The 16,484-nt window shown below is 46.9% G+C and carries 15 protein-coding genes; 2 read left to right on the forward strand and 13 right to left on the reverse strand.

Translation table 11 applies throughout. The features are described from left to right. Positions 1–93: 93 nt before the first annotated feature. The 10 genes from K401_RS0130100 to K401_RS0130145 form a co-directional block, all read right to left on the reverse strand. Complete coding sequence (locus K401_RS0130100; RefSeq protein WP_024296440.1) at positions 94–1,782, reverse strand: ABC transporter substrate-binding protein; 1,689 nt, start codon at positions 1,780–1,782, stop codon at positions 94–96. Between the two features lie 196 nt (positions 1,783–1,978). Then, positions 1,979–2,536: a helix-turn-helix domain-containing protein gene (locus K401_RS32185; RefSeq protein ID WP_024296441.1), complete on the reverse strand. Its 558-nt coding sequence runs from the start codon at positions 2,534–2,536 to the stop codon at positions 1,979–1,981. A 171-nt stretch (positions 2,537–2,707) separates the two neighbouring features. Beyond that, entirely contained in the window at positions 2,708–4,120 is a 1,413-nt protein-coding gene (locus K401_RS0130110) for an oxaloacetate decarboxylase subunit alpha (protein WP_024296442.1), read from the reverse strand. A gap of 63 nt (positions 4,121–4,183) precedes the next feature. After that, positions 4,184–5,332, reverse strand: coding sequence for a sodium ion-translocating decarboxylase subunit beta (locus K401_RS0130115; RefSeq protein WP_024296443.1), 1,149 nt, complete (start codon positions 5,330–5,332; stop codon positions 4,184–4,186). A 146-nt stretch (positions 5,333–5,478) separates the two neighbouring features. Further along, on the reverse strand, positions 5,479–5,892 hold the full coding sequence (locus K401_RS0130120) for a biotin/lipoyl-containing protein (RefSeq protein ID WP_024296444.1): 414 nt from the start codon (positions 5,890–5,892) through the stop codon (positions 5,479–5,481). Between the two features lie 21 nt (positions 5,893–5,913). Continuing rightward, on the reverse strand, positions 5,914–6,696 hold the full coding sequence (locus K401_RS0130125; protein ID WP_024296445.1) for an OadG family protein: 783 nt from the start codon (positions 6,694–6,696) through the stop codon (positions 5,914–5,916). Between the two features lie 17 nt (positions 6,697–6,713). After that, positions 6,714–8,168, reverse strand: coding sequence for an acyl-CoA carboxylase subunit beta (locus K401_RS0130130; RefSeq protein WP_024296446.1), 1,455 nt, complete (start codon positions 8,166–8,168; stop codon positions 6,714–6,716). 267 nt (positions 8,169–8,435) lie between these two features. Beyond that, positions 8,436–9,014 (reverse strand): hypothetical protein, encoded by a 579-nt coding sequence (locus tag K401_RS0130135; RefSeq protein ID WP_024296447.1) that lies wholly within the window; start codon positions 9,012–9,014, stop codon positions 8,436–8,438. Between the two features lie 135 nt (positions 9,015–9,149). Beyond that, positions 9,150–9,995: a YitT family protein gene (locus K401_RS0130140; RefSeq protein WP_024296448.1), complete on the reverse strand. Its 846-nt coding sequence runs from the start codon at positions 9,993–9,995 to the stop codon at positions 9,150–9,152. Between the two features lie 174 nt (positions 9,996–10,169). Next, on the reverse strand, positions 10,170–11,489 hold the full coding sequence (locus tag K401_RS0130145; protein ID WP_024296449.1) for a D-alanyl-D-alanine carboxypeptidase family protein: 1,320 nt from the start codon (positions 11,487–11,489) through the stop codon (positions 10,170–10,172). A gap of 138 nt (positions 11,490–11,627) precedes the next feature. Here K401_RS0130145 and K401_RS0130150 point away from each other — a divergent pair, with 138 nt between their 5' ends. After that, a complete protein-coding gene (locus K401_RS0130150; RefSeq protein ID WP_024296450.1) occupies positions 11,628–12,872 on the forward strand; it encodes a DNA polymerase Y family protein in 1,245 nt (414 codons plus the stop codon). 15 nt (positions 12,873–12,887) lie between these two features. Here K401_RS0130150 and K401_RS0130155 read toward each other — a convergent pair whose 3' ends face one another. Next, entirely contained in the window at positions 12,888–13,766 is an 879-nt protein-coding gene (locus tag K401_RS0130155; protein ID WP_024296451.1) for a YitT family protein, read from the reverse strand. A gap of 38 nt (positions 13,767–13,804) precedes the next feature. Continuing rightward, positions 13,805–14,074, reverse strand: a complete 270-nt coding sequence (locus K401_RS0130160) for a hypothetical protein (RefSeq protein ID WP_024296452.1) — start codon at positions 14,072–14,074, stop codon at positions 13,805–13,807. 89 nt (positions 14,075–14,163) lie between these two features. Here K401_RS0130160 and K401_RS0130165 point away from each other — a divergent pair, with 89 nt between their 5' ends. Then, on the forward strand, positions 14,164–15,087 hold the full coding sequence (locus tag K401_RS0130165) for an RluA family pseudouridine synthase (RefSeq protein WP_024296453.1): 924 nt from the start codon (positions 14,164–14,166) through the stop codon (positions 15,085–15,087). Here the strand turns inward: K401_RS0130165 and K401_RS0130170 are convergent. After that, on the reverse strand, positions 15,050–16,450 hold the full coding sequence (locus K401_RS0130170) for an RsmB/NOP family class I SAM-dependent RNA methyltransferase (protein ID WP_024296454.1): 1,401 nt from the start codon (positions 16,448–16,450) through the stop codon (positions 15,050–15,052). The two genes, K401_RS0130165 and K401_RS0130170, sit on opposite strands and share 38 nt — an antisense overlap. Between the last annotated feature and the right edge of the window lie 34 nt (positions 16,451–16,484).

The following is a 16,484-nucleotide window of genomic DNA, read 5'->3' on the forward strand; positions in this document are numbered from 1 at the left end:
TTCCTATCCTTTCTTTTCATATAGGGACAGATGTCTGCGATCTGTCCCTAAGTACCGGCCGGCTGACAGAAATCCTATGCCTGATCCTGGTATTTACCGTTTATTGACTACTGCGTTTTCATAGCTGTACAAGAAATCACTCTTATAGACAACACCTGTGACTCTGTCAGAAACCATATAATATTCAGAAGCGCAGAACAGAGGCACTTCAGCATAATATTCGGTTGTCAGCCATCTTTCTATGTCAGAATAAAATTTGATCTTTTCATCCGGATCTGTTATTTTTCTTCCTGCTTCAACCTGAGCATCATACCAGGCAGAATCCTCTGCATTATATTGGGAGCTAAATCCATTTGCAAAATTGTCGGATACGGAACTGTGGTACAGCAGATATAAGAACATATCAGGATCCACATAGTCCGCATACCAGGTGATCATATACATCTGTGTTCCGCCATCCTGTTTTCTCTTCTCCGCCCAGCTTCCCGGATCACACAGTTCTAATTCCATGTTGATATTGGACGCTTTTAACTGGGCCTGTAATACCTGGAAACACTCCACGATCGTTTCCGTGTTTTTGACAGCTGCCTTAAAAGTCAGGCCGTCAGGATATCCGGCTTCTGCCAACAGCTCTTTTGCCTTTTCCGGATTGTATTCATGAACAGGATTGTTTTCATCATAACCTGGAATTCCTTTTGGTATCAGGCTGTTTCCAGGGGTATGGGCTCCTTCGTAATAGTCGTTGCACAAAGCATTCAAGTCTACGGCATAAGCAACTGCCTCTCTGACCAGTTTGTTATCAAAGGGTTCAACTGCCATGTTAAAATGCAACGCCCAGATTCCCATAAATTCCTGGTATTTTACATTGTCAGATAACTGGGGATCTGCCAGATAATCCTGTGCAAGAGAAGTCGGTAAGGTACAAACGTCAATATTGCCGGCTTCAAACTCCATAAGTCCTGTATTTTCATCCATGTTGGTAATAACAATCTTATCTGTGGCCTTGGCACCGCCGAAATAGTCATCAAATTTTGTTAAAACGATTTCTTCCTTGGGAGTAAAGCTTTCTACTTTGTAGGAGCCGGTTCCTATGTATGTTTCCAGACCCCACTTATCTCCGGCGGCCAGGCATGCCTCCTTTGGTATGATTGCAAGAGGAGAAGCGGCAAGAATCGATGTAAAGGCTGAAAATGAGTAATTTAATTCAATGGTAAAGGTATAGTCATCTACTTTTTGAATTCCGGAAACTTCTGTTGCGGTTCCGTCTTCCATCTCATAAGCGCCCTTAATCACATCATCACAAAGCCACGTCATATTGCTTCCCGTTGACGGATCAAAGAAACGGTTAAAAGTAAAGATCACATCATCGGCTTTTAATTCTGTCCCGTCATGGAATTTAACTCCTTTTTTCAGTGTGCAGGTATAAATCAAACCATCCTCAGATATTTCAGGAGCTTTTTCCAGCAACAGGGGATATAATTCCAATGTTTCGTCATCCTTTCCCATAAGCGTATCGGTAATGGTATCAGAAATCTGGAATACGGTATTCTGGGAAGTAAGCATGACATCCATATTTCCCAAAGTATCAAGTAAAATTCCCACTTTTAAGGTATTGTCATCTCCTGAGGGAGAGGAGTTTGGGGAGGTATCCGCTTTTGCAGCCGGTTCTCCTGTTGTCTGTGCACCTGTGGATTTTGTATTGCTCCCGCAGCCGGTTAAGCCGGCCAATAACGAAACGCAGGTAACCAAAGCAAATAGTTTTTTCAATTTGTTTCTCTTCATACTAACTCCTCCTGTTTGTTTAAGAACCCTGGACGATGTTTACACGCAAAAACACGGCAGAGGTGTTTTAAGCACCTTTGCCGTGTTATTATGGTAATACTATAACAACCTTTTCTATTTGTCAACATTTTTTTAGCTGAGAGTAAAATTTTTTGAAAATTCCATTGTTAATCTCCATATCTTTTCATAATCGCAGTCAGCTTAATACCATGAGTATCTCCGCAGGCTTATCAAATTGGTTTTTAAAGGTATGAGGACATTTTGCAGGTATCAGTAAGCTGTCACCTTCTGTCATTTTAATGGAGGCATCGCCTAATTCACAGTACATATCCCCTTTTAAAACCAGGATGAACTCATCGGTGGTATGCTCCACCCTGCTGCCTGTACCCAGGTCTCCGGGTTTTAACACACAGACCATTGCCTTTATTTTGCTGGTATTTGTATGATTCTGCATGATGATTTCATAAGTCAGATCCAATTCGTCAATATAAAGAGGATTTCGTTCTCCCTTTTTTACTAAAATATATTCATTCCCGCTTACATCAGAAACAGGATCAGAGCCAGGATTGTCATCGGATAAAAGATCCGTAACATCAAGGTCAAAGGCAAAGGCAATCTTTCGAAGGGTATTCAGGGTGGGAGTTCTCAGCTGACGTTCCAGCTGGGATAAATACCCTATGGTATAGCCGGTCTTTTGACTTAAGTCTTCTAAAGTGAGCTTTTTTTCTTTTCTGATTTTTCTTATGCTTTTCATTCTCTTCTCCATGGCATTGAGTTTAATTACAGTATAATGGTTCATTCATGAAAAAGAAAGCATGAAATTTCATCTATGCCCCATAACTAAAAGAAACCCCATTTTTCCGTTTGAAATGGGGTTTCCTGACAATCTGGGGCCTCTCAAAAGTGAGAGACCTTATTTACAAAACTATACCGGATAAACCTTGCTTTCCTTATCTGCCAAGGAAGAATCTACGCCGGTCTGCTGAGCGGCCCGGTACTCAAAGAACTCTTTTGCTACACCCGGGAACAGGGCATAGGATAATACATCCTCATCCTGCTGCTTCCACTGGGCACATTCCTTTTCAAACCGCTCCAGCTGGGGAGCAATTAAATCCGCCGGACGGCAGGTGATCGGCGTCTCATCGCCGATGATCTTTTTCTGCACCTCTGCATCAAAAGGCTTAACCGTCTGTCCGAATTCGCCTAAGAATATCTTCTTAGTTTCTTTTGTTACGATCTTATAGCGTTCCCCGCTTATGACATTCAGCACTGCCTGAGTCCCTACAATCTGGGAAGACGGAGTAACAAGAGGCGGTTCTCCGAACTCTTTTCTCACTCTGGGTATCTCCTGAAGAACATCCATATACCTGTCTTCCTGGCCCGCTTCCTTTAGCTGGCTGACCAGATTGGAAAGCATGCCGCCGGGCACCTGGTACTGAAGGGTTTTGATATCCACGCCCAATACCTTGGGATTTAAGCGTCCGCTCTTTAAAGCCTCTTCCCTGACAGGCTGGAAGTATGCGCAGATCTCTGCCAGAAGGTTCTGGTCAAAGCCCGTGTCATAAGGCGTTCCCCGGAAGGTCTCCACCATAACCTCTGTTGCAGGCTGGCTGGTACCCAGTGCAAGGGGTGACATTGCTGTGTCAATGATATCACAGCCCGCTTCCACTCCCTTTAAATAGGTCATGGACGCAACACCGGAAGTATAATGTGTGTGCATGTCAATGGGAAGCTTTGTAGATTCTTTTAAGGCACGGACCAGTTCGTCAGCCTTATAAGGCGTCAAAAGCCCTGCCATATCCTTGATGCCGATGGAATCCGCTCCCATATCCTCGATCCTTTTTGCAATGTCCTTCCAGTAATCCAGGGTATAGGCCTCTCCCAGAGTGTAGCACAAAGCCACCTGTGCATGGCCCTTTTCCCTGTTACAGGCAGTCACTGCGGTCTGTAAGTTGCGGAGATCGTTAAAACAGTCAAAGATACGGATGATATCAATGCCGTTTGCCAGAGATTTCTGGACAAAGTACTCTACTACATCATCTGCATAATGGTTATAACCCAGAATATTCTGCCCCCGGAACAGCATCTGCAGCTTTGTATTCTTAAAGCCATCTCTCAGCTTTCTAAGCCTTATCCAGGGATCTTCCTTCAGAAAGCGAAGGCATGAGTCAAAGGTTGCGCCGCCCCAGCATTCCACCGCATGATAACCAACCTGATCCATCTTTTCCACAATGGGAAGCATCTGTTCAGTAGTCATTCTTGTAGCAAGCAAAGACTGATGAGCATCACGGAGAACTGTCTCTACAATCTTAACCGGCTTTTTTACTATTTCTGCCATTGTCTTACCTCCTGGTTATTATTCATTCATCTGATTGAAGGAAAGGCTTAATGCCTTTCCAAATTATCTTACTCCGAATATTGCCATAAACGTACCGGCCGCAACCGCGGTGCCGATAACGCCTGCCACATTAGGTCCCATGGCATGCATCAGCAGGAAATTAGTCGGATCCGCCTCAGAGCCCACCTTCTGGGATACACGGGCGGACATGGGAACAGCTGATACGCCTGCGGAGCCGATGAGAGGATTCACCTTGCCTCCGGTAACCTTACACATCAGCTTGCCAAACAGCACGCCTGCTGCTGTTCCTATTGAAAAGGCTACCAAGCCCAGAACCACGATTTTTATGGTGTTCAAATTCAGAAATGCTTCTGCGCTTGTTGTTGCACCTACTGAAGTTCCCAGCAGAATTACCACGATATACATCAAGGCATTTCCGGCCGTCTCTGTCAGCTGCTTCACTACGCCGGATTCCCTGAATAAGTTTCCTAACATCAGCATGCCCACCAGAGGAGCTGTTGTAGGAAGAATCAGACACACCACCGTTGTTACGATAATGGGAAATAAGATCCTTTCAAGCCGTGATACGGGACGGAGCTGCTCCATCTTGATCTTTCTTTCTTTTTCTGTTGTCAGAAGTTTCATGATCGGCGGCTGGATAATAGGCACCAGCGCCATATAGGAATAAGCAGCAACCGCAATTGGCCCCATCAGGGCAGTCATTCCCAGCTTTCCAGCAAGGAATATGGAAGTCGGCCCATCAGCCCCGCCGATGATGGAGATGGCCGCAGCCGCCTTATCACTAAAGCCCATAAAAATCGCAAGAAAATAAGCGGAGTATATTCCGAACTGGGCTGCAGCTCCCAAAAGGAAGCTTTTTGGATTGGCGATCAAAGGGCCAAAATCCGTCATGGCTCCCACGCCCATGAAAATCAGGGGAGGCAGGATGCCCCATTCATCCAGTTTAAAGAAGTACAGCAGCAGTCCGCCTCCTGAACCATCTGGTCCGGCCTCCTTCATAATATCCGGATAGATATTGACCAACAGCATACCAAAGGAAATCGGTACCAGAAGCAGGGGCTCAAAGCCTTTCCTTATAGCCAGGTATAAAAATATAAAGGCTACAAGGATCATGATCATATTTCCTGCGGTCAGGTTAAAAAATGCGGTCTGCTGAAGAAGATTGGTAAATGTATTACTAATATAATCCATGTTAATCCCTCCATATGAAACCCGCCTGTTTATCTTTTAAGCGGATCCCATTGTTCTCATTTAAGGAAGTTCGATTCGCCTGGCAGCTCATCGAACGGCTGATTTTCTAAACTCAAGCTGTGTTTTATTCACGTTTATTGAGAAAATCATGCCAAAGTTGCCAAGGTCGCTCCTGCTTCTACGGAATCGCCGACCGCTACATTAACGCTGGCAACTGTTCCATCGGAGGGTGCCACGATTTCGTTCTCCATTTTCATGGCCTCCAGCACAATCAGCACATCCCCCCGCTTAACAGCCTGGCCTGCACTGGTCTTGACTCCAAGGATCTTTCCAGGCATGGGAGCCGCTACCTTTACAGCGCCTTCTGTACCTGCGCTGGTCGCCTTTACCGGAGCCGCTGCTGCAGGAGCCGGTGCTGCCGCGGGGACAGGAGCTGGACTAGGTGCAGAAGGAGCCGGTGCCGCCGGTCTTTTAGCCGCTGCCGGTGCGCCTGCAGATGTGCCTTCTTCCACGGTTACTTCATAAACATTTCCGTTTACTGTAATTGTATAATTCTTCATGATGTTATTCCTCCTGTTTGATTAAGCTTTTTTCCATTTACCGGCCGGTGCACGTTTGATCGAACGGACCACCAGGCCCTGGGGCGAACTTCCAGTGGATGCTGCAATGGCTGCGGTGATTACCGCTACCAGCTCTAAGTCATCTACAAGTTCCTCTTCCTCTTGTGCATCTTGTGCTGCAACAGGGGCAGGAGCCTCCGGAATTGGTTTGGAAGCAGTCTCCTGTGCCTTGCCTTTCATCTTTTCTTCAAATTTACCGATATACCGGAAACCTCCGATCAGCACGCTGATAAATATCAGTACAAGGAACACAGTCCCCATGCCCATCAGGGTGTTGAACACGGCCTTTTCCATCCGTTCGCCTAAGGTATATTCCGGAACAAATGCCACGCCGGTAATCTTAGTGAGCTTTGAATCTGTTGTAATGGAAAATTCCATATTCCTCTTTTCAAATGCCGCATCAACCGTGGCACTATACCCATGGTCAATGGCCTCCACCTTCACATCATCGCTGATGGATACCAAGGCCCCAAGCTCACCTTTTATATTCACCCAGGAATCCACACCCTCTGCCAAGGCGGCATATTGATCCTGGGCAAGCATGTTCTTCTTAAACTCAGCTACCTGGCTGTCTTCAAGGCCGGCATACAGTTCCAGGAAGGAGCCTGGAAGCTGTTCCATCTGCGTTAGGACACCAGCATCGATTTCTTCTGATACGGTATCGGCTTTGCTGCATGCAGATAATGAAAAGAGGCAGGCTGCCATAACAAGTCCCAATACTGCTGGTTTTATATTCAGTTTCATATACCTGTCACCTCATTCTAAATCGTGCCATGTTTTTTTGCCGGACGATCCTCTCTCTTTGTGAACAGCATCTCAAATGCTGCAATGACGCGGGCTCTGGTCTCACCGGCAGCAATGATATCATCCACATATCCTCTCTTAGCTGCGGAAAGGGCGCTGGATTGGAGAAGCTTATAACTTTCCGCCTTATCATTTATAAGGTTTTTTCCATCCTCAGCCTTTGCGATCTCATCGGAATACATGATCTTTACCGCTTCATTCGGTTCCATCATGCCGACACTGGCCGACGGCCACGCATAAACCACATCTGCTCCAATGGACTTGCTGTTCATGGTCAGATATGCAGTTCCAAGGGCCTGCCCAAGAATGACCGTGACCTTGGGAACCGTTGCATTGGCAAAGGCATAGGTAAGCCCTGCTGCTGCCCTGGCAATGGTTTTCTCGGAATATGCAGACGCCTCATATCCTTTTACATTTACGAAGGTAAGCACAGGAATGCTGAATGCATCACAGAAATTAATGAACCTTGCAGCTTTTTCACAGCCCTGCCCGCTTAAAAGGGCATCGTATTCCGCTGTCTTAAGACCGCTTTCATTATAAGACTCCGTTCTGTTTGCAACACAGCCAACTGTCATGCCATTTAAACGGATAAAACCTGTGACCATGGAAGAAGCATATTCCTTCCTGGTCTCCATAAAGAACTGATTATCGGAAATCTGAGCAAGCGCGATCGCCGTATCGCCCACATAATTCTCCAGATCCGAGCATACACGGTTTAAATCGTCACTGCACTCATCATAAGACATGTCATCCTCACTGTTGGCAGGAAGAATGGAAATGAGAGTCCTGATTTTATTTAAAATATCGTCCTCTTCTCCCATAAAATCCACCAGGCCGGTTTCCCTGCTCTGATAGTCCGCGGAAGCTGTATTGCATTTTTCTGTATAATTTCCTTCAATGGCATTGGGGGAATTGACAAAAAGTTTTCCTCCCCTGGTTTCCATAAAGGTAAAGTCTGCCATTGCTGCGGAAACAGCCATACCTCCGCCGCAAGTTCCAAATATTGCCGTTATCTGAGGAATCACTCCGGATGCCAGGGTCTGACTCATATAAATCTCGCCAAATCCGTTTAAGGAGTCTGTTGCTTCCTGAAGTCTTAAGCCAGCACAATCAACCAGGCCGATGACCGGTGCGCCGGTCTTCATCGCCATAGCATAGAGCTTTGTGATCTTCCTTGCGTGCATCTCTCCTACGGAGCCGCCCAGAACCAATGCGTCCTGGCTATACACATAAACAAGGCTTCCTTCAATGGTACCATAGCCAGTGACAACACCGTCAGCAGGAGTTTCCTTTGCCGTCATGTTGAAGTCTGTGCTCCTTGCGGTAACATAGCCGCCAACTTCAACAAAACTGTTCTCATCAAGCAAAGCTCGAATTCGGTCGCTTGCTGAGTTTTTCGTTGAATTACTCATTTTGCAGTCCTCCATTTTGTAATATTTTTATAGCTCTCTGTTAAGTTATTAACAAAAAGCCATAGAATAACACCAATTTATGCCAATTATAATTGTATAACTAATTTAGGCAAATTTCAAGTACTTTTGGCATAAAAAAAGACAGAAAACTATGAATTTCTTACAATCCATAATTTTCCGTCCATTTTTCATGTTAGTATTTTATCACAATCCCATATTTCGGAGCACTTTGCCTTGGTTTTTTTTATCAATAGGCACTGTAAACGCCTATTCCCTGATCTCCGTAATCCCCAGGCTTCCGTCTGATCTTTCCTGAAAAGTGACTTTTGATGTCTCTTCTCCCATGACCACACCTTTATCCGTCATTTTCAGAGAAACGGTATCCACATTGGCCACCGCTACCATAAGATCGTCTCCAAACACCATATCCGGATTCTGTTTAAGCAAATCCTCCAGGCTGTTAAGAGTGATGGTTTCCTCATCACCTGTTATGAAAACACAGGGATAAAACAGCAGATCCCCCAAGGCCTGTAAATCCCGGTCCGCTACCGCCTCCTGGATTTTTTCGGCAAAAGCCTCCACCTTTTTTCCCGGTCCGGAGCTTTCCTCTTCCTCTGTGGCCTCTGTTCCCGGCCCTGACTGGTCCATATCATCTTCCGTTACAGCCTCTTCATCAGCCTTTTCTTCTGTTCCGGATTTCTCCATCCTTACGGCCGCAGTCTCTGTTTTTGCCGTTTCCGAAGATGAGCCGCCTATATCCGCGGCATTTTTCCTGCCGCACCCGGCTGCCAGCACTACGGTCATAACAGCGGCAAAGCAAAATAAACCGATTTTCTTTTTCAGCATTTCCCTGGTTCCTCCCTGCGTCCATTTTCTAGTTCGGCCACAGTATAGCACCTGTCAGGATTATAAGTCAATAGGGTTTCAAAAACCGTAAACCTTAGTCATCTTTCCGTAAGATTCTCGCCCATTTTTTACCAATTATTTATATTCTTTGTGGAGAGTAAATCCCCTCCCCCGCACCTCATTGACCTGGTTTATGATCATGAATGCATTGGGATCAATTCCCATAACAAGCTCATTGAGTCTGGAAAGCTGTCTTGCTGATATTACCGTAAGAACGGCAAAGGAAGCCTTTCTTAAATATCCCCCTTCACTGGCAAGTAAGGTTGTCCCCCTGTCCATCCGGGACTGGATGGCCTGGTTGATCTCTTCATACCTTTCACTGATGATCTTTACCTGCATCTGATTGCGGCCGATCAAAAGCACCTTATCCAGAACCATGGAATACAGAAGCACCAGAAGTATCCCGTAAAGGATCTGCTCCTTATTGGAAAATATCATCTGTGACAGCAGGATCAGACAGTCAAAGACTGACATGGTCATTGACACGGATAAATTCCATTTTTTATTAACAATCAAAGGAGGAATATCCATCCCACCGGTGGAAGCGCCGGCCCGTATTACCATACCGATTCCCAAACCGATTAAAAGTCCGGAAAAGACAGTGGCAAGCATCCGGTCCCCGGTCATTGCCGCCTGGCCGAAAAGATTTTCGAATATCCCCAATATGAAAGGATAATAAAAGGTGCTTATCATAGTGGTCAATGCAAACTGTTTTCCTAAAACAAAGGCTCCCGCCCCGAACATTAAAATATTAAAAACCCCTACAAAAGCAGCTACAGGAATGCCCAGCTGGTGATGGGCAACCAGGGCAAGCCCCGTAGTCCCGCCTGTGATCAGTCCCCCCGGCAGAATGAACAGGGATACGGCCAGGGCATAAATGGTATTACCCACAAGCACTGTGGCAATTTTTTTCATATTCATACTTTTGTAATTTCCTTTCCTTGGATAAACAAACACTTTTACTATATCACGTGATAATGGTTTATACAATTTATTTCTGCCGTTTTCCCCGTCCTCCCCGTGATGACAAAAAACAGGAATCAGGCAGAAAGGAAAGAACTCCATTCCTTTCTGCCTGATTCCTGCAGGTTTATCCTAAAAAGCTGGGATAATTCCCATAACCCCCGGCATGGACAGATATTTATGAACTATGTTTTTTAAGCACCAGGCCGTAGTCAGGCGCTCAGCCCCCTGGGTCAGACACACCGGATAGCTTTTTATAACCTCTCCGTTTAAGCGGTAAGTAACGGTTCCCACCGCCTGACCTTCGCGCACCGGGGCATTTAATTCCTTTGGAAGCTCTGTCTGTACCGTAACCTCTTCCTCATCTGCCAGAAGGAGGTTTAAGCTCTTCTCTTCCCCTTCTCCAATGCCGCAGGATACGGTGACCGGTTCATCTAAGCGTCCGGAGGAAGGGATACCCTCTTTAACCGGAATATCAGGAAAGGTAATGTCCTTATATACGTTCCTGTAATGAAAGCGCTCCATTCCATATTGGAACAGCTTTCTTGCATCCGACCATTTATAGGCCTTATGAGGCGGCCAGCCGCAGCCTAAAAGGGCAATGGTGTAGACTCTTCCGTCATTCTGGGCGGCCCCCACATAGGAATACCCGGCTCCTCCCGTAAACCCGGTCTTTCCTGTAAACGCCCCGTCCATCATGGCCAGAAGGGTATTGTGGTTATTGCAGGAAAAGGAACGTTTTCTTTCCAGGTCTGTAAAGGAATAGCTTTTCGTTGCCGTGATCTCTAAAAATTCCTTCTTTTTTGGAGACTGGCCGATGCAGTAATTCATGATCCTGGCTAAGTCTGCCGCTGTTGTGGAATGTATCTTCACCTGTCCATCCTTTTCTTCCTTGGCATCAAGGCCATTGGGTGTAATAAAATATGTATTTTCACAGCCTAAATCCCTGGCTTTCTGGTTCATCAGCCGGGCAAATCCTTCCTGGCTCCCTCCTATGTGCTCTGCGATCATCATGGCGGCATCATTGTGGGATTCCAGCATCAGGCTGTAAAGCAGATCCTTCAGCAGGAACGTCTCCCCCTTATGAACCCCTAAATGGACCTTGGGCTGGGAAGCAGCATTCTGGCTGGCAGTCACTGTGTCGGAAAGATTCCCGTGCTCCAGGGCAAGTATACAGGTCATGATTTTTGTGGTGCTGGCCATGGGACGGGCCAGATCCTCGTTCTTCCCATATAAGATGCGGCCGGTAGAGGCATCCATCAGAACTGCTGACTGGGCATAAAGATTTAATTCATCCTTTGTCTGAACCGACGCACTTTTTTCTCCTTTCTCCTCTGTTACTGTTGTTTTCTCGTTGACGGCCTCTTTTCCTGCCAGCCTGACCGCAGCAGTTCCTGTCCCCATAATCAGGACAAATACCGCTGCCAGCAGTATTCCTATGGCATGCCTCATGAAAGAGCCTCCCCCATGAATTTATTTTATCCTATTCCGCATTTTTTTCAATTATTCCCTTTACTTTCCGAACGTATTTTCGGTATAATAAAAGAATAAGTGCTTTGAAGATAAAATGATGTCAAAGGAGGGACGGACATGGCACCGGAACCTTTAATTTTCCACATAGATGTAAATTCAGCATTTTTAAGCTGGGAATCTGTCAGACGGCTGGCAGAGGATTCAGGCGCCCTTGATCTTCGCACCATTCCATCGGCAGTAGGCGGCGACGCTTCCTTAAGGCACGGAATCGTTCTGGCAAAGTCCACGCCGGCAAAAGCATACGGGATCATCACCGGAGAACCCATCAGCCATGCCCTGCGCAAATGCCCGGCTCTGACCGTTGTACCGGCCCGGTTTGACGTTTACCTTGAAAAGTCCGGTGAGCTTATGGAGCTTTTATCTGATTACACTCCTGACATTGAAAAATTCAGCATTGACGAAGCCTTTCTTGATATGACCTCCACCATCCATCTCTTCGGGCCCCCCTTAGAGGTGGCAAACCAGATACGGGAAAGGATATGGCGTGAACTGGGCTTTACGGTAAACATCGGCATAGCTCCCAACAAGCTTTTGGCAAAGATGGCCTCGGACTTTAAAAAACCCAATCTCTGCCACACCTTATTTGCCCATGAAATTCCTTCCAAAATGTGGCCTCTTCCTATCCGGGAACTGTTTTTTGTGGGCCATTCCGCCCAGAAAAAGCTGGAAGGCATCGGCATACACACCATAGGAGAACTGGCGGCCTGCAACGTAAGCCATTTAAAGCGCCTTCTGGGGGCAAAATACGCGCTTTTGATCCATGACTATGCCTGCGGCATTGACTCCTCCCCTGTTGCAGAGAGGGAGCCATTAAACAAGGGCTACGGAAACAGCACCACCCTTTCCCATGATGTGGACGACCTTGAAGTAGCCCGCCAGGTCCTCTTATCTTTAAGCGAAACCGTGGGCGCCCGCCTCCGGGCAGACCATGTCTTGTCCGACTGCGTCTGCGTGGAGATTAAGGACTGGAATTTTCAAACCAAGTCCCATCAGGTGACCTTAAACAATCCCACGGACTCCACCACAGTTATTTACGAAAGCGCCTGCAAGCTGCTTGAGGAGCTATGGGACCGCACCCCCTTACGCTTAATCGGCGTACGCACCACCAAGATTTCAGAGGAAGGCTTTTGCCAGCTCAGTCTTTTTGAATCGGAACAGGCCCGCAAAATGAAAGAAATGGAAAAAGCCGTGGATCATATCCGCAGCAAATTCGGCACCGACAGCGTGAAAAGGGCCAGCTTTTTAAAAAAGGATGCCATTGTGGACCATACATCCGGCAGGGGAAAGTCCGGCATAAAATAAGTGTGCGCCTTTCGCCTAAAGCTGTCCTCCCATGGCCTTAAACCCTTCTCCGTATACCTCGTTGGAATCTGTGATAATGATGAATGCTTCCTTATCAATCTCATGGATAGCACGGCGGATGGGCACCACCTGGCTGTTGTTGCAGGCGCACATGACCACCTTCTTTTCATCCCGGGAATAGGAGCCCTGTCCCTGCAGAAACGTACAGCCCCGGCCGGTATTTTCCTCAATTCTCTGAGCCACCTCTTCCTCATGGGAGGTGACCACAAAGACCAGCTTTCCGGCGCCAAGTCCGTACATGATCTTGTCGATCACCATGGTGGTCACTATGGAAGATATCAGGCCCAGGATGACAGCATCCAGGTTGCGGAACACAAAACCTCCGGCAATGATCACGATGGCATCTACCACAAGGGATATTTGTCCGATGGTCAGGTGAGGGAGCAGTTTTCGGATGGCCATGACCAGAAAGTCTGTTCCTCCTGTGGAGCAGTTTCTTAAATAGACGATAGTCAGACCAAGGCCGGAAAAAATCCCGGTACAGGCGGAAGCGTACAGGGGATTTCCCTGGTAAACCGGCAGATAAGGGACCACGTAATCCAGCACAAGGGCAAAGATGACCATGCTCTTCATGGAACGGAGCAAAAACCGCCGGCCCAAAAGCCGGTAGCTGACCAGCACAATGGGAACGTTTAAGACGATGCTGGTAATTCCCATGGGAAGGCCGAACAAATAGCGCAGAATCAGCGCAATGCCTGATACTCCTACGGGTGCGAACTCCGCGTTTACCGCAAAATTATAGATTCCAATATTAAATAAAAATGCTCCCGCCAGATCGCACAGGAGATCAAGTCCCATCTCCTTTGGCGAATATTCCTGTCTGATTGTCATCATGAGTGTGCTGCCTCCATTTCTTCCGCCCTGTTTTCTCCCTATAGAAAATAATCGTTAATTTCAAATTCCTTATTACCGACCTTCACCTTCTTAATGAGGACGTTCACTTCTCCCTCTTCTTCAGAGCAGATCCCTGACACTAAAACCGGTGTCTTTCCATAGGATTCCGTTAAAACCAGTTCTTTATCCATAATTCCCCTGTCTGCCATGGCTTCTGCAAAATCCAGCAAAACCTCCTCAACATCTTCCGTGATGCGGTTTCTTCCAAATTCCATTTCCAATGCTTCATAAGTATCCTGATCAAACATGATTAAAACCCCTCTTTCATTTTCTACCAGCTAATTATAACCCATAGATTCTCCTTGTCAATCGCCACCCTCCATGGTAGAATCTGTTTATGAAAATGACTATGACTTATCCTATAACCCAAATCAAAGAAAAGGTGACTGTGAAACAGTATCTCCTGAACCTGGGATACTCCCAGAGCCTGATACGGCAGCTTCGGAACACAGAAAACGGAATCATGGTTGGAGGAGAATCCGTATATACCACCCGCATCCTGAAACCGGGTGACTCTTTGTCTGTCTTTATCCGTGAGGATGAAAGCTCTGAAAACATCGTTCCCACTCCCATGGCAATTCAAATTGAATACGAGGACGAACATATCCTGGTTGTCAATAAGGAGGCCGGTATCCCTATCCATCCGTCCCAGGGCAATTTTGACCATACTCTGGCTAACGGAACGGCATATTATTTTAAGGAAAAAGGAGAATCTTTTATTTACCGGGCCATCAACCGTCTGGACCGGGATACAACCGGACTTTTGATTCTGGCTAAAAATCCTTTAAGCGCCTGCATCCTTTCAGATATGGTGCAAAAAAGGGAGATCCGCCGCCGCTACCTGGCTGTTGCCTGTGGAAAGCTCCCCTTGGAAGGCACCATTGACGCTCCCATCGCCCGTGTGGAAGGCTCCACCATTGAACGGTGTGTGGACCGGATAAATGGAGAAGAAGCGCGCACCCATTATAAACGGCTTTATTATGACCCTGTGACCGGACATTCCCTGGTAAGTCTTTGCCTGGAAACCGGCCGCACACATCAGATCCGGGTCCATTTAAAATCCATCGGCCATCCCATTCCCGGAGATTTTCTTTATCATCCCGACTATGGTTACATAAAACGGCAGGCCCTCCACTCCTTCCGGCTGGATTTCCTTCATCCAATCAAAAAGGAGCCCCTTTCCTTTGAGGCACCCCTTCCTGAGGACATGCAGTTCCTTGGAATTACATCCACCGAAGGCCTTTGGGATAATGATTTTTAAGGATTCCCCCGGCCAGCTTGGCAAACCCGATGGAATATCCTCCGGCATTGACTAACACCCAGCCTTTTTTATTGTCACCGTAAAGGGCGGTCTCTTCCGGAAGAGTTTCTCCCTTAAGATATTTAATAATTTCCTCTCCGTCAGCAGGAAGGTCAATGAAACGGTTTACTTCTTCTTTTTTAAGAAAATGAGCGAACGCATGGGACGGCTCAAACCGGTTCTTTTTCACAGTCCCCATATGAAGTCCCGGACGGATGATTTTCATGCCTTTAAAATCCATCATTTCCGGGGGAATCAGATACAGCTGATCCCCAAAAAGAATATATTCTTTTCTAAGAAGCAAGGGGGCAGGGTCTGCCAGGAAATCCTTTAAAAACTCTTCTAATCCCCCTAACACGGATTTGTCCCTGGTGTATTCCGGCACAGTCTGCTTTTTTTCAGAAATCTCATCCCCGTCTTTTTTTAATACCGCCAGGTAATGGCCTTCTCCTTCTGACTTATCAGGCCAGATGCGAAAGGTCTTTTCCAAGTCCGCCAGACCGGATTTACTCCATGACCGGCGGCCGGGGTAAAGGCCGGGGCGCTCTCCCATATCTTTGATGGAAAAGCCGGGATGGGAAAGAAGAAAGCTTTCAATGACCTGTTCATTTTCCTCAGGGGAAAAGGTACAGGTGGAATAAACCATGGTTCCTCCCGGCTTTAACATGACTGCCGCATTGGAAAGAAGCTCTTCCTGACGGACTGCGCAGGCATTTACATGTCCTGGGGTCCATTCCAGCCTGGCAGCCTCATCCTTTCGGAACATCCCCTCGCCGGAACAGGGCGCGTCCACCACAATCCGGTCAAAAAAACCGGGAAAGCGCAAGGACAGGCTTTTGGAATCCTCATTGGACACCACCCCGTTTCCGATCCCCATGCGCTCTACGTTCTGGGAAAGAATCCTCGCTCTGGCGGGATGGATCTCATTGCTTAAAAGAAAGCCTTTTCCCTGAAGCCTCCCTGCAATATGAGTGGTTTTTCCTCCCGGCGCAGCGCATAAATCAAGGATCTTTTCTCCTGGCTGGGGATCAAGGAGTTCCACAACGGCCATGGCACTTGGCTCCTGAATATAATAAAGGCCTGCCTCATGGAATGGATGCTTTCCCGGCCGCTGGGCCGCCTGATAGTAATACCCTTCTGCTGCCCACGGAATTTTCTTTAATTCAAAAGGGCATATCTTTTGAAATTTATCCCGGGAAATCTTTAAGGGATTTACCCGCAGCCCCTGAACCCGTTCCTTGTCATAGCTTTCTATGAAAGAATCATACCCCTCTCCTAAAAGCTCTTTCATTTTTTCCCTGAATTCATCCGGTAATTGAATCATCATTTTTCCTCTGAATTTTAAATTTTATATAAAA

The sequence above is a fragment of the Lacrimispora indolis DSM 755 genome (genome assembly GCF_000526995.1).
Lineage (GTDB): Bacteria > Bacillota > Clostridia > Lachnospirales > Lachnospiraceae > Lacrimispora > Lacrimispora indolis.